11 protein-coding genes are annotated in these 14165 nt (G+C 41.4%); 6 read left to right on the top strand and 5 right to left on the bottom strand.

The window, feature by feature from the left end; genetic code table 11:
- Window positions 1-34: 34 nt before the first annotated feature.
- Window positions 35-1591, top strand: a complete 1557-nt coding sequence (locus J8L86_RS15355; protein ID WP_055026055.1) for a Na+/H+ antiporter NhaC family protein — start codon at window positions 35-37, stop codon at window positions 1589-1591.
- A gap of 137 nt (window positions 1592-1728) precedes the next feature.
- On the opposite strand, the gene J8L86_RS15360 is transcribed toward J8L86_RS15355, so the two are convergent.
- Window positions 1729-3864, bottom strand: a complete 2136-nt coding sequence (locus tag J8L86_RS15360; protein WP_211030949.1) for a M3 family metallopeptidase — start codon at window positions 3862-3864, stop codon at window positions 1729-1731.
- A gap of 407 nt (window positions 3865-4271) precedes the next feature.
- Here J8L86_RS15360 and J8L86_RS15365 point away from each other — a divergent pair, with 407 nt between their 5' ends.
- The gene (locus J8L86_RS15365; RefSeq protein ID WP_055026057.1) at window positions 4272-4850 is read left to right on the top strand and encodes a thymidine kinase; all 579 of its coding nucleotides are present in this window, start codon (window positions 4272-4274) and stop codon (window positions 4848-4850) included.
- A 90-nt stretch (window positions 4851-4940) separates the two neighbouring features.
- Here the strand turns inward: J8L86_RS15365 and J8L86_RS15370 are convergent, their stop codons facing one another.
- Window positions 4941-6731, bottom strand: a complete 1791-nt coding sequence (locus J8L86_RS15370; protein ID WP_211030950.1) for an acyl-CoA dehydrogenase C-terminal domain-containing protein — start codon at window positions 6729-6731, stop codon at window positions 4941-4943.
- 218 nt (window positions 6732-6949) lie between these two features.
- On the bottom strand, window positions 6950-7840 hold the full coding sequence (locus J8L86_RS15375; protein ID WP_065108493.1) for an alpha/beta hydrolase: 891 nt from the start codon (window positions 7838-7840) through the stop codon (window positions 6950-6952).
- Window positions 7841-8101: 261 nt separating this feature from the next.
- Between J8L86_RS15375 and J8L86_RS15380 the strand changes: the two genes are divergently transcribed.
- Window positions 8102-8659: a TlpA disulfide reductase family protein gene (locus J8L86_RS15380; protein WP_211030951.1), complete on the top strand. Its 558-nt coding sequence runs from the start codon at window positions 8102-8104 to the stop codon at window positions 8657-8659.
- 94 nt (window positions 8660-8753) lie between these two features.
- Here J8L86_RS15380 and J8L86_RS15385 read toward each other — a convergent pair whose 3' ends face one another.
- Window positions 8754-10118 (bottom strand): coproporphyrinogen III oxidase family protein, encoded by a 1365-nt coding sequence (locus J8L86_RS15385; protein ID WP_211030952.1) that lies wholly within the window; start codon window positions 10116-10118, stop codon window positions 8754-8756.
- Between the two features lie 482 nt (window positions 10119-10600).
- On the opposite strand from J8L86_RS15385, the gene J8L86_RS15390 reads away from it, so the two are divergent.
- The 3 genes from J8L86_RS15390 (at window position 10601) to J8L86_RS15400 (ending at window position 12552) form a co-directional block, all read left to right on the top strand.
- Window positions 10601-11092 (top strand): DUF1097 domain-containing protein, encoded by a 492-nt coding sequence (locus J8L86_RS15390; protein ID WP_211030953.1) that lies wholly within the window; start codon window positions 10601-10603, stop codon window positions 11090-11092.
- A 332-nt stretch (window positions 11093-11424) separates the two neighbouring features.
- A complete protein-coding gene (locus J8L86_RS15395) occupies window positions 11425-11874 on the top strand; it encodes a hypothetical protein (protein ID WP_055026061.1) in 450 nt (149 codons plus the stop codon).
- 276 nt (window positions 11875-12150) lie between these two features.
- Window positions 12151-12552, top strand: coding sequence for a hypothetical protein (locus tag J8L86_RS15400; RefSeq protein WP_211030954.1), 402 nt, complete (start codon window positions 12151-12153; stop codon window positions 12550-12552).
- A gap of 251 nt (window positions 12553-12803) precedes the next feature.
- Here J8L86_RS15400 and J8L86_RS15405 read toward each other — a convergent pair whose 3' ends face one another.
- Entirely contained in the window at window positions 12804-14105 is a 1302-nt protein-coding gene (locus J8L86_RS15405) for a hypothetical protein (protein ID WP_211030955.1), read from the bottom strand.
- Window positions 14106-14165: the final 60 nt, after the last annotated feature.

Genomic DNA, 14165 nt, shown 5'->3' on the forward strand with positions numbered 1-14165 from the left:
TCCTCCATTCGTACTCAACGAAGAAAATATATAAATGATGATAACAAGTTATGCCGATTCGGCACTCTCTCTTTTGCCTCCTGTTGTGGCAATTGTATTAGCAGTAGTTACACGCAAAGTACTTCTTTCATTAGGTTTAGGTATTATTGCTGGCGTGATATTGCTGACTGACTTCTCTTTTACTGGAGCTGCAAGCCACTTAGTGAGTACTGTCACCAGTTTAGTGTGGGATGACGGCGCACTCAATGCCTGGAATTTACAAATTATTGGCTTCTTGGTTGTGCTAGGGATGATCACCGCTTTAATTACCGTGAGTGGTTCAGCACGTGCGTTTGCTGATTGGGCACACCAACGTATTCGCAATAAACGTGACGCCAAACTCATGACCATGTTCTTAGGTTGTGTGGTATTTATCGACGATTACTTCAACAGTATCGTGGTTGGCTCAATTGCACGTCCTATTACTGATCGCTACCATATTTCACGTGCAAAACTGGCCTACTTGTTAGATTCAACCGCTGCACCAGTATGTGTTATCTCTCCTGTCTCAAGCTGGGGCGCATACATTATTGCCCTAATTGGCGGTATCTTAACGGCACATGGTTTTGCTGATACAGGCCATTTAAGCGTGTTTTTACAAATGGTGCCGATGAATTTTTATGCCATTTTTGCGCTATTACTTTTATTGTGTGTTGCTATCTTTGGTTTAGACATTGGCCCAATGCGCCAACATGAGCGTAATGCGCAAAAAGGCGAACTCTTTGACGAAAGCAAAGGGTTACCTCCAGGCGCGACCGCTGATTTACCAGAAGCTGATACAGGTAAAATCATGGGGTTATTCCTGCCGATTTTTGTGCTTGTGGCGGCAACTATTTACTTTATGGTTTCAACTGGTGCTGATGCGCTGGCGGGTGAAGGTTTACCATTTAGTGTTTTAGGTGCATTTGAAAACACTGAAGTCAGCGAATCATTATTTTACGGCTCATTAGTGGGTCTAGTGGTGACGATTGCATTAACCATGCAGCAAAAAATTAGCACCAGCATGATGTTTACTGGAATCAAAGTTGGCGCTAAGTCAATGTTGCCAGCTATTTATATCTTGTTATTTGCTTGGACAATTGCGTCAGTGATTGGCGAGCTTGAAACGGGTAAATATATGGCGAGCTTGGCAACGGGTAATATTCCATTTGCATTACTGCCTGCAGTGCTATTTTTATTAGCTGGTTTAACCGCATTTTCAACCGGCACTAGCTGGGGGACATTTGGTATTATGTTACCAATCGCTGCCGATATGGCGATGGGCAGTGATAGCACTATGATGTTACCAATGCTTGCCGCTGTGCTTTCTGGTGCGGTATTTGGAGACCATTGTTCACCGATTTCTGATACCACTATCTTGTCTTCGACAGGAGCGAGCTGTCACCATCTTGACCACGTTATGACACAATTGCCTTACGCGATAATCGTAGCGGTTATCAGTATTGTGGGTTATACCGTGCTTGGTTTCTCTGGTTCTGTTGCGATGGGCTTTATTACGTGTTCTGTATTGTTCGTATTAGCAATCTTAGGGCTAAAAATAGCCACTAAGTAGTCCTAAGCACTTGGATTTAGTTTGTGACTTAATATGAGCTCGACTTGTTAAAGTCAGATCCCAGTTTAGGCTAAAATCTAACAATAAAAATGCCACTCAATTGAGTGGCATTTTTTTGCTCGTTAACCAGAGCTAAGTTACTTTAAGCCACGGCGCTCAAGCAAGCCGTCAGTGGTAGGGGCTTGGCCTCTAAAGTTTTGATAGGCTTCCATTGGCGGCACGCTATTGCCGACTTCACGGATAGTTTTTCTAAACTTCATACCGATTTCTCGATTCAGCCCACCTTGAGTTTGCACATAAGCAAAGGCATCAGCAGCAAGAATTTCACTCCACATGTATGCATAGTAGCTAGCTGAATATCCCCCGGGGAAGGCATGAGCAAAGTAAGTTGAGCGGTAACGAGGTGGTACTGCTGGTAAGTCGACACCATGTTTTTTAAGCGCAGCAGCTTCAAAGCTTTCAACATTTTGCAGCGGCGCGTCAGCATCCAGTGCATGCCATTCTAGATCAAGCAGCGCAGCTGACATGTATTCTAAGGTGTCAAAGCCTTGGTTAAAGCTTCGAGAAGCTAATAGCTTTTGCAGTAAATCGTCTGGAATAGGTTTGCCTGTATCGTAGTGTTTAGCGTAGTTTGCAAGTACTTTAGGGTGCGCAGCCCAGTCCTCTTCAAAAGTTGAAGGGAATTCAACGAAATCACGAGATACAGCAGTACCTGCTAAAGATGGGTATTTCACTTTAGAGAACATACCGTGAGTACCGTGGCCCATTTCATGGAACATGGTGGTCGCTTCATCGTAGCTCACAAAGGTTGGCTGGCCTTCTGGCGCCTTTTTAATGTTCATGACATTTACGACGACAGGTTTTTGATTTAATAACTCAGATTGACCTACAAACGAGCTCATCCACGCACCACCACGTTTACCTTCACGAGCAAAGTAGTCTGCATAGAATATAGCCATGCTACTGCCATCTTCATCAAACATCTCGTAAGCTTTTACGTCTGGGTGATAAACCGGTAAGTCTGGACGTGGCTTTAACGTAACACCGTACAATGCTTCTAGGGTAAAGAATACGCCATCTTCTAAAACACGATTGAACTCAAAGTAAGGTTTGATAGACGCTGAGTCGAGGTCATATTTTTCCTTACGGACTAACTCTGCGTAATATGCCCAGTCCCATGGTGCTAGGGTAAAGTTACCGCCAGTTTTATCTATCATGGCTTGTATATCAGCGGCTTCTTTTTGAGTGTTTTCCACCACAGATGGCACCATTGAGCCAAACATGTCGTACACCGCTTCGGGCGTTTTAGCCATCTGCGGTGCTAAACGGTAATCAGACCAAGTGTCAAAGCCAAGTAGTTTGGCTTTTTTAGCACGAAGCTGCGCTAAACGAGCGACTAATGAAGCGGTTTCGTTGTCACCCGTTAAGCCACGGTTTGCTGACGCTTCCCAAACTTGCTGACGCAGCTCACGGTTATCTAATTGAGCTAAAACAGGTTGGCGTGTGGTATTGGTGATATTGAGTAGATATTGGCCTTTAAGTCCTGCCGCTTCAGCATCTGCTTTTGCTGCTGCAATAGCGGATTGTGATAAACCTGCCAGTTGGGCTTCATCGTCTACTTTTACTGCAATTTCCTTGCTGAGCCTTAACAGTCGTTGTGCAAACTCATTGGTGAGTGTTGATTGCTCTTCATTTAATTCACGAATCTTTTGTTTTTCCGCTTCAGTTAGTTTGGCGCCAGCGAGTACAAATCGCTGATGATAAACCTCTACTAAACGAACTTCTTCTGCAGTTAACGAGCTGTTATTTCGAGTATCATAAATTGCTTGAATACGGCTGAATAACTGTGGATTTAAATTAATGTTGTCTGAATGTGCCGCCATCTTCGGCGCCATTATGCCTTGTACTTTACGTAATTCAGGGTTGCTGTTTGAGCCGGTTAAGTTATAGAAAATACTTGAGGTGCGAGTGAGTAATGCACCGCTTTTTTCCATAGCGACAATGGTATTTTCAAATGTCGGTGAGGCAGGGTTAGCAGCAATTTTGAGAATTTCTTGATGGTGCTGTTCAATTCCCAGCTCAAGCGCTGGCTGAAAATACTCATTATTAAGCTGACTAAAGTCAGGTGCTTGGTACTGGAGTACGCTTGCTTGCATCAATGGATTTTGAGATTGCACTTGAGCGCCCTGAGTGGTGTTTTCTGTTTGAGTATGACTACAACCACTTAATGCGAGTGTTGCAGCAATCGCGACAGCGACAATTGTTTTATGCATTGTGTTTCTACTTCCTTAATTATAATTGTTTATGCAATTTATCAATTGTTTCTTAATCGTATATGAAGATTTTGTCGTTTCGTGATGCCTGTATATGTTGTGCTGGTAGTGAGCTTGAAAACTGTGATCTAATTTATTGCAAAATGTAAATTATGTTAATAGATGCTTGTTTGGAATACATTCTTTTCATCAGTCATGCTTTGGCTTTGTGCGATATTCTCTTGAGAAACGGATAAGGAGGGCGAGTTAACCATCAATAGGGAAAGCAAATTAACTGTGATGATAAAGGGGATTCATCATCAAGGAATAGTGCTAGCAAGTTCACGCTATTTAATCCTCACATGCCTTATCTCTAAATCGATTCAATGGTAGACTAACCTCGATTATAACAATAAGGATCTTCTGTTTTGGCACAACTCTATTTCTATTATTCGGCAATGAATGCCGGCAAATCAACTTCGCTTCTCCAATCATCTTATAACTACCGTGAACGTGGCATGAATACGCTTGTTATGACAGCGTCAATTGATGACAGATACGGTGTTGGAAAAGTGGCGTCTAGAATAGGGATTGAAACAGATGCTCAAGTATTTGGAGCAAACGATAATTTATCGACCATGATTGAAGCTGAGCTTGAATCTCAGCAATTACACTGCATTTTAATTGATGAGTCCCAGTTTTTAAGTAAAGAACAAGTGAAGCAATTAACTCATGTGGTGGATAATCTTGATATCCCAGTATTGTGTTACGGCCTGAAAACGGATTTCCAAGGGGAGCTGTTCAGCGGTAGTCAATATCTACTCGCTTGGGCAGATAAATTGGTTGAGTTAAAAACCATTTGTCACTGTGGTCGCAAAGCCAATATGGTCGTTCGCCTTGATGGTAATGGAAAACCTATGCGTGAAGGTGAGCAGGTTGCTATTGGTGGTAATGAAAGCTATGAGTCTGTGTGTCGTAAGCATTTTAGAGAATTCATCTGGGATTAGTCATTAAAGGCTATTTCCAGAAATACAAAAACAGCGCCTAAAGGCGCTGTTTTTTATAAAGCTCACATAGATTGCTTGTATGAAGTCAGACTAAAAATCGGCTTCATCAAAGGTTGCAATTTGCGCGCTGCTCATTTCGACTTGCTTGCGTAAACTGCGCGTTTGGCATCCCCAATATCGCATATAAAACTCGGCTGTATTTAACTTAGCTTGATAAAAATCAGACTCATCTGTACCTGCATCAAGGGCGGCAATTGACGTCGCTGCAATTCGTGCCCACATCCATGCAAGGGCACTAATGCCAAATAACTGCATATATGGCATTGAGGCTGCACCAATCATATCGGGATTTTTAGCCGCTGACTGTGCAATAAAGCCGGTGGCTTTTTCTAAATCCGTGGCTGCATCCATTAACCCTGCAAGGTAAGGTTTCATCGCGTCATTATTACTATGCTCACCAATAAAGCCTTTAACCATATCTGACCATAATGTCAGTGTTGCGCCTTTATCTGATAATAATTTACGCCCAACAAGATCGAGTGCTTGTACGCCATTTGTGCCTTCATAAATCATCGCAATTCGAATATCACGTACAAATTGCTCCATACCCCATTCATTAATATAGCCGTGTCCGCCATAAATCTGCTGAGCATCAACACACGCTTTAAAGCCTTGATCGGTCACAAACCCTTTTACGATTGGCGTAAAAAGGGCTGCAAGCGCTGCAGCTTGTTTAGCTTTTACAGGGTCGCTGTGTCGCTCTGCCTGATCAAGCCATAAAGCCTGTTGGCCCATTAATGCACGCGTTCCTTCATTGAATGACTTTTGAGATAACAACATACGACGCACATCACCGTGAACCAAAATCGAGTCTGCAGCTTGTTGTGGCTGTTTAACTCCAGAAAGGGCTCGGCCTTGAATGCGCTCTTTAGCATAAACCAGCGCATTTTGATAAGCGATGTCAGATACGCCTAAGCCCTGAATACCAACGCCAAGGCGAGCTTGGTTCATCATAGTAAACATGGCTTTTAGACCTTGATGAGGTTCGCCAACCAACTCTCCTACAGCGCCATCAAACACCATGACACAGGTTGAGTTACCATGAATCCCCATTTTGTGCTCTAACGCACTGGCACATAACTGATTGGCTTCACCTAAGCTGCCGTCATCGTTTACATGAAACTTTGGCACCGCGAACAATGAAATACCTTTCACCCCTTCTGGTGCATCAGGCAATTTGGCTAAAACTAAATGGACAATGTTTTCAGCTAAGTCATGATCCCCTGATGAAATGAAAATTTTCTCGCCACTGATTGCAAATTTGCCATCAGCAACGGGGGTTGCTTTAGTACGAAGAAGGGCAAGATCGGTTCCAGCATGGGATTCAGTCAAGTTCATGGTGCCAGTCCATTCGCCACTGACTAATTTGGCTAAATATTTTTGTTTCAGTGCATCGCTTCCATGGACATGGATGGCTGAATAAGCGCCATGGGTTAACCCAGGATACATGGCAAAAGCCATATTGGTGGCAGTTTTCATTTCGGTGGCAAAGGTGCCAATGACTTCAGGTAAGCCCTGACCGCCATATTCAGGATCGCAGGTGAGCGTAGCCCAGCCATCATCAATGTATTGTTGGTAAGCCTCTTTAAAACCTTTAGGCGTAATGACGTTGCCATCTTTAAGTTGGCATCCTTCAAGATCGCCTGAGGCATTTAAAGGTAACATGATGTCGGTGGTGAAATCGGCGACGCCTTGCAAAATAGCGTCGGTTAGTTCTGGGTCTATTTCATCAAAGCCTGCGAGTCCGGTTTGATCATAGATAGATAGCAGCTCAGATAGGATAAATTGGTAATCACGCAGTGGGGCTTGATAAATCGGCATAATACGGTCCTTTGTTTTTTGCGTTTTTTCGCACCATAGTTGTGGTTGTAGAGTCGTCGTGGTTGTTATTAATTATTGAATAAGTTTTTCAGCGACTGGTTATAACTTAGTCTACTTTAGCGAACTTTGAGTAAAAACTCAGTTAATTTAAGCGGTAATAATTTGTGTTGCTTGAGCGCCATTATCCTTCATTCATTGCTTGGTTTTATTGACGCAGATTAATCAATAATTTGGTGGCGCTGCCAGAATGCCATTGCATGCTTCAATACTAGGCTTGGCGCTTCTAGTTGAGGGTAATGACCAACATCATGCAGGCTGATAGCATCTGGAGTATCAATCAGAGCTTCATATCGCTCAAGCATATCTTGGCCAGAAATAGGATCATCTAGACCATTAATGAAGCGCATCGGCGTTGGGTTATCAATAAGCGCATTGACCCAACGGTCACGATTCACCTTTCGCTCTTTCATGTATTGAATAAGCTTATGAAACACTCGCTCACCTTGATGATGTTTAATCAACTGCCAATGTTTTTGTAGTTCGCTTTCTGAAATGTTGATTGTGCAAATGGTATCAAAGTTACGTTTAAATGCTTTGAATCCCATTCCTTTAGCGACTAAAAAGCCGAGTGGGCTTAATAACAATCTTTGGATAAGAATTGGGTGAATCACTTCAGGGAAAATACCGCCGTTTAATAACACTGTGCTCAGTATTCGATAATTGGGTTGATTGTGCAGCTGCCTCGCCAGTAACTCTTGTGTGACTGTGTTGCCATAATCATGAGACAAAATATGCACATTAGTTATTTTGAGTGACGCGAGTAGTTGCTCGATTAAATTGGCCTGAGCGGCGAACGAATAGTGAAATTGGGTGGGTTTATCTGATAATCCAAAGCCAATCATATCTAAGGTAATGACATGAAACTGAGCGCTGAGACTTTGCCATATAGGCTGCCAATCATAACTGCTGGTGGGAAAGCCATGAATCAGTAATAACGCGGGATTATTAGTATCTCCTGCATGTTTTACGAAAATAGAATAGTCAGCTTCTTTAGCAAAAGAAAATTGCTGAAAATAGCTATCTTGTTGCCAGTCAGTCAATGTCGGCATGTGAACTCCATTTACCTTTTATGCCAAGTTAACCTGATTAGACCAGTTTGTAAAATGGCTGATGACTTGGATAAATGAACATATTTCTGTGACAAGCTCAGTTAAAAGTTAATAGTGATGAAAGCAATAAGCGGGTAGCTCGGTCTGTATATAGGTGCTCAAGCAAGGCCGAATTAAAGGCCGAATTTAAGAGAGCGTTTAAGACAGAATTTAGATGACATTTGCGTTAAATCATTCTTAATATTTCCGAGGTTTGTCTGTATGAATGTGATTGATATTCACCATAACGGTGACCATATAAAACTCGCCAAATGGCTACTATTCACTGCGGCAGTTATACAAGGTATTTTATTGTCATCGCTAGCATGGGGCGCTGATGAGCAAGGTGATAAAGGGTATCAATTTCCCAAAGCTGCCGATTTTGCGCTGTTTGATGCTAATGGCAAACAATGGTCACTTGAATCGACTGCTGGCAAGCCCGTTGTCATTCACTTTTGGGCGACTTGGTGTCCTTACTGCAAAAAGCTGCAACCTGGTTTAGAAAGATTACGGCAAACTTATCAAGATACTGATTTAGAGATGATAGCGATTAGTTTTCGTGAAGATAAGGGCGCACAACCGCAAAGCGTGTTAAAAAGCCGAGGGATAGAGATACAAACGCTGATAAACGGTGACAGTGTGGCCGACTTATATGGCGTTAAAGGTACACCTACTACCGTATTTATAAACCGAAGTGGGGAAGTGGTGTGGGTGACACAAGTGTCCGACCCTGACTCGCCTAAACTAGCTCAAGCCATGGAATATATCCTTACGCCGTAATACCGTTTAGTTATCCTTTTATAAGCTAATTAAGTCGTAGTAAATTTAAGGGATGTTTGCTCTGCGACTTAAATAGTAAGCCGCAGAGCCTGTATTAAACGATAATGCCTGAATCTGTTTTTGTTTCATTAGTGATGCAGTTATTAGCAGATGCTTCGCTGTCAGATTTCGTTGATAAGGGCAGTTCTCTTGCTTGTTCACGTAAGAAGTCCATCCCAGCTAAAAAGCCTGAGAACATTTTCAAACCAATAAATTGACCTGCCGGTGTGGTCACATAGTTACTGCCTTGTTTATTCAGTGCGCCAGCTGAAATCAAATAACTCATCTCAAGTGGGAACGCTTGCCACAATGTTTTACCTGTATGTGCTTTAAATTGGGCGTTATCCAATAGTCCATGCCCCATCATCATCATTAAATGATGTTGTAATAACGCTTTGTTATCTAATGGTTTGGTGTAGCTGGTTCCGGTTTGATTAGATTGGATACGCTCAATATAGTCAGGGATATCAAAGCTTGAGATCCTGAATTGCTCGCCAAAACGCCCGAAAGCACCAGAGCCAACACCGAAACAATCTTCGCCATCTAATACATACTTATTTTCAACGGGTTGGCCAAAGTTACGACTGAAAGTCCATGGGAATTCCATAATATACCGCTCAGCCAGTGCTTCTTTTACCGCTAAAAATTGTGGCCAAAGTTCTTCGGGTTGGCCTGCAAGGCAACCCGCTTTTTTACGGTTTTGACCAATGCCTACGGTAAGGGGATAAGTGGTGATTTGATCTGGGCTGAGACGAATTGTTTGGGCTAAGTCATTGGCTACAGTCTCTGGGGTCTGCATTTTAAAGCCGTACATCATATCGAGATTAACCGTTGGTATTACTTCAATCGCACGGCTAACGTATTCGGCTTGTTGTAATCCACTACCAAATTTTTCAAATCGACCACTGGCCTTTAAAATCTTGTCATCAAAGCTTTGTACCCCGATAGACATGCGATCCACTAAGCCTTTAAGTAAATGCGGATTACCTTCTTTAAAGTATATCGGATCGCTCTCGCAAGAGACTTCTCTTATCGTGGTAATAGATTTAATCAGTTCGATAGTTTTGATTAATTCATCTTCTAAAATCGTGGTCGTGCCGCCGCCAATATACACTCGATTAAATCGGTATCCTTGTGCAATTACTGTGCGAATTTCTTGTCTTAGGGCTTTAAAATAAGTTTTAGCGACGCCTTCATTAAACTTAATTTTGTGGAACGAGCAAAATCGACACAATGTATGACAAAAAGGAATGTGAATGTATAAGGTCTCAATCGGTTTTTCTGGTACCGCTAATTGCTGAATTCCATCTAAAGGCACTGCATCTTTAAGACTTAGCGATTGTTTGATGGTGTGTCCCATGACCCAGTCAAGACTATTTGTCGCAAGATTTAATCTTGAGTTTGATAGGTAGTTTTTCATAGGCGTTCCTCAAATTATTGTCATGACTATTGGTTTTGTTGAGTCCAATAAGGCAGCTTTGCTGTTGATGACTTGTTGAATATCAGACTAGATGAGTCAAAGAATAGAAAATGATAGCTCTCGCAAGAAAATACAATTAGCTACATAAACTCGGTGTTCTTGTAGTAAAAATTTGAACGGTATCACTTAAATAGTTCGTTTATGAATGGTTTTAGCTTGTTTGGAAGTGACAAGTGTTATGGGTTTTGTCGATAGATTTACAGATTTACTTCATTGAGGAGGATAAAAATCCTTAACAATAAGTGTATCTTGAATTAGTAATATTAAATGTACTAGCGGCTTTATCACTTTGGTTGACTGTATTTTGCTCATTAATCTGTTCTAGATCACTTTTGTTTCATCGCTAAATAGCGTAGATTACGTGTTGATTGTATTATTTTATAAACTCTACGTTTTATTTTGGCGACATTCGAGAGGGCAATATGGAACATCGTTGGCAAATAGCAATATCAGCAGGTCTACTCGCAGCGCTATGGGCTGGGGTTGCCGATGTTTTCCAGTTAGTGACTTGGGTTGGTTTTTTAAGCTGTAGCACTTTTTTTGCTCAAACAGAAACTGGCATTAAAGGCATGCTGATGGCTATGAGTACAAATTTGTCAGGTGTTTTTTGGGGTTGGCTTATTATCTCGGGGAGTGGGTTCTTTATTTCACCGATGGTAGGTTACGCATTTACCGGTGTTGCCACTGCTGCAATGTGTTTACAGGCGAGTTATCAAAAACTGGCGTTTATCCCAGGTGCGTTTATTGGCTGCTGTATTACATTTGCATTAGGCGCTGATTTAGCTGCTATTCTACCGCCATTATTATTGGGCGCCATGTTGGGTTACAGCATGAGTTTATTGACCAATCAACTTATTAGTATCACACCGAAAATTCAGGGATTATTTACTGCAGCCCCCGCTAAAGATGCTTAATTAACAACTCTTTCTATGTAAGTCTAAAGTGATACGTTTTTGAGCGGTGAAAACCCGCTCTTCGGGCGGTGTTTTACTTTATATACGTTAAATGTACTTCGAGATTCATTTTTATTTCTTTTTTATGTGCGGTTTTTATCCTTTAATCTCAGTTATTTGTATAACTTTAGACTGACTTATTTCTTTATGCTCTTTTATATTCACCGCTAATGAACTGATAACTTTCAGTTTTATATTTTTCCTGCTTTTATAACCCTTTCGACTATACTCTTAAAGCTTAATTTGGTTAAAAAATAACCAGCGAATTAAGTTAACAATTAGGAGTGAACGACATGAACAAGACCTTAATAATTGCATTATGTGTTTTATTTAGTAGTTCTGTATTTTCAAAGGATAGATTAGAAGTATATGAAGATTACGATCTCGGCAGCGAAATCATGATGATGACCACGGTAAAAGTGGATCCCAATATGGGAGATATCTACTTAGCGGGTTTACGCAGTAGCTGGGTTAAAGCAGTTAATATTCAAAAGGAGCTTGGCTTTATTAAAGATTGGAAAATTTACGGCAGCGATCTGGCAACCAGTGGTGACTTTAATATGTTGCTGGTGGTGACCTTTGACAATGCAGCTGATATTGAACCCAATAAGGAGAAGTACAAACAATTTATGCAGAAATGGAGTGATTCGGATGAAAAAATGTCTAACGAAATCTCTGCCAAATACCCCGAAGTGAGAACCTTAACAGGGGAATATAGAATGCGAGAAATTATCTTGAAATAAGATAATCGGGACTTGTTCATGATTTACTGACGAGTTTGAATAGGTTCCGACCCAGATGCTACTTTGTCATTCATGCTTCATATACACCTCAATTTTATTGTGTGTTATTTTTGCCCTGCATTGAAACACTTGATGCAAAATCGCTATGAAATCGTTATGTATACTGGCGCTTTACTCGCGTTATTTGTTTAAAAATGTCCCAATGTTACTCGTCAAATTTACTCTTAAAAGCAAACTCGTTAGGATGTCGCCTTTTATTTTCTAACAAGGTCCATCATGAAGTTTGTCACCGTCTTTGTTTCAATCATGCTTTCTCTGGTTATCATTTTTACACCTAAGGCCAATGCTGCGCCTGAAGTCGGTTTAATGGTAGGTAGCGACTCAGGCATTAATGTAAAAATGAATGAGTATAAGTTTGGGGTGGGTTTTGATGACTTTTCATTTACCTTAGATAAAACATTTAATTTTAAGGACCACCCACATTTTTATTGGGGCGTGGGCGGCAAGATTGCTGATAAAAAAAATGATGATATTAAATTGGGCGCAAGAGCGGTATTTGGTGCTCACACTAAAGTAGAGCGGTTTACTTTTTTCATCGAAGCGCAGCCTACATTGTACCTAATTGATGATGTCAAAGTAGAATTAGAGGCTATTGGTGGCGTTAGGTATCATTTTTAGCAGTTTGTTAGATAAGGAGGGAAGCAAAAAACCTTGCTTCCCTAAAGAATTATTTTTTAAGAATGGCTACTTGAGTTTATTGCATGTGTATTCGCTATTAACGACCAGTTAATGCGTCGTTATTGATTAAGTCGTAATGATAAAGCTTTAATTACGGTGGGATAGTAAAACTCAGCAGATTCAAGCATGACGTGTATTGCGCATTCTTAAAGGTGTAGATTGAATCTACTGAGTTAGCTTGTGTACATTGTTTATTGACGCTGGAATAACATCTGAGTATCAACGTCGCCATCACCATCTTCGTCGATATATAAAAGCAATGTATTGCCTTGTGCCGACATTGATAGGGAAGGCCCATCTTCACCGACAAAATCAGTTAACCCAGTGTCTCCATTACTATCAAACGTTTGGGTTACTGTGACCATATTGCTTTCACTATCGATACTGTAGGTTCCCCATTCCATGCCAGACTCTTCGGCCTCACCATCTAGGTCTATTTCTGCATGAATGTATGTTCCATCATCGTTAAATAACAACATCAACAAGTCATTTTCATCACCGGGTTGATCATCGGTTGCTTTTACTAACCAAGTGCCGACAACCCCCTCGCTGCCTTGCTTATCAAAATTAAGTGTTTCATCAATTGAGTCATTGGCATCTTCGTCGATTGAAAGGACTAATTGTTCTTCCATAACTTCGGCAAATAATAAAGGTGCACCATCTACGTCAGTAAAATCAGTTAAGCCTGTATCGCCATTTTCATCAAATGATTGACTGGCAATAACACGGTTGGTTTCGCTGTCACGGCTGTACATTCCCCATTCCATTCCTGACTCTTCCTCTTCATCCTCTGAGTCAACTTCAAAATGCGCATAGGTGCCATCGTTAAAGAACACTAACGTGAGTAAATCATTATCGTCATCTGGATAATGCCAAGTGCCTGTGATACCAACCTGAACGCCATTCGCCGCAACTTGTTCGGTTAAGTGGTCGACAGCATCGTCTGCATCAACCAAGTCTGTTACAGCGGTATCTTGACCGCCATTTTCAATAGTGGTTTTAACCGCAGGATCGTCGGCAAATTCATCTGTGCTTAAATTAAAATCAACCGGTTCAGCTGTTGCGATAGCGGTATCGGTAATGGTAATCCCATTGGAAGTATCGCCATCTTGGTCAAGCGTTTGTAGCAACCTTGCGATGTTTACTACTTGATTGTCATCAACACTTTCAGATGCCGCAATATTAAAAGGGGTGACAATTCCTGATGCTGGTGTTGCTGGGAAGGTTAGGTCGCCGATAAAGAAAGTGACAGTTTCACCTTCAAGGTAATTATAATTACCTTCTTCATCAGTGACTCCAGATTGAGTTTCTGTTCGATATCCAATACCGATAACGGCACTATCGATAAAGATACCTTGGGCTGGTGTGGGAGCGGGCTCTTCAACCTCTGGTTGCGGTATTTCAGCTTCTGGTGCTGGATCTTCTGAATCATCACTACTACCACAACCCAGCAATAGACCTGAGATAAGTAGCGCTATTAATTTCTTAGACATTTTTCTCTCCTTAGAAGTTTGTCAAATCACTGCTTTATGTCAATAGATGACAATCTTTAA

The organism is Shewanella sp. MMG014 (assembly GCF_018100775.1).
Classification (GTDB): domain Bacteria; phylum Pseudomonadota; class Gammaproteobacteria; order Enterobacterales; family Shewanellaceae; genus Shewanella; species Shewanella japonica.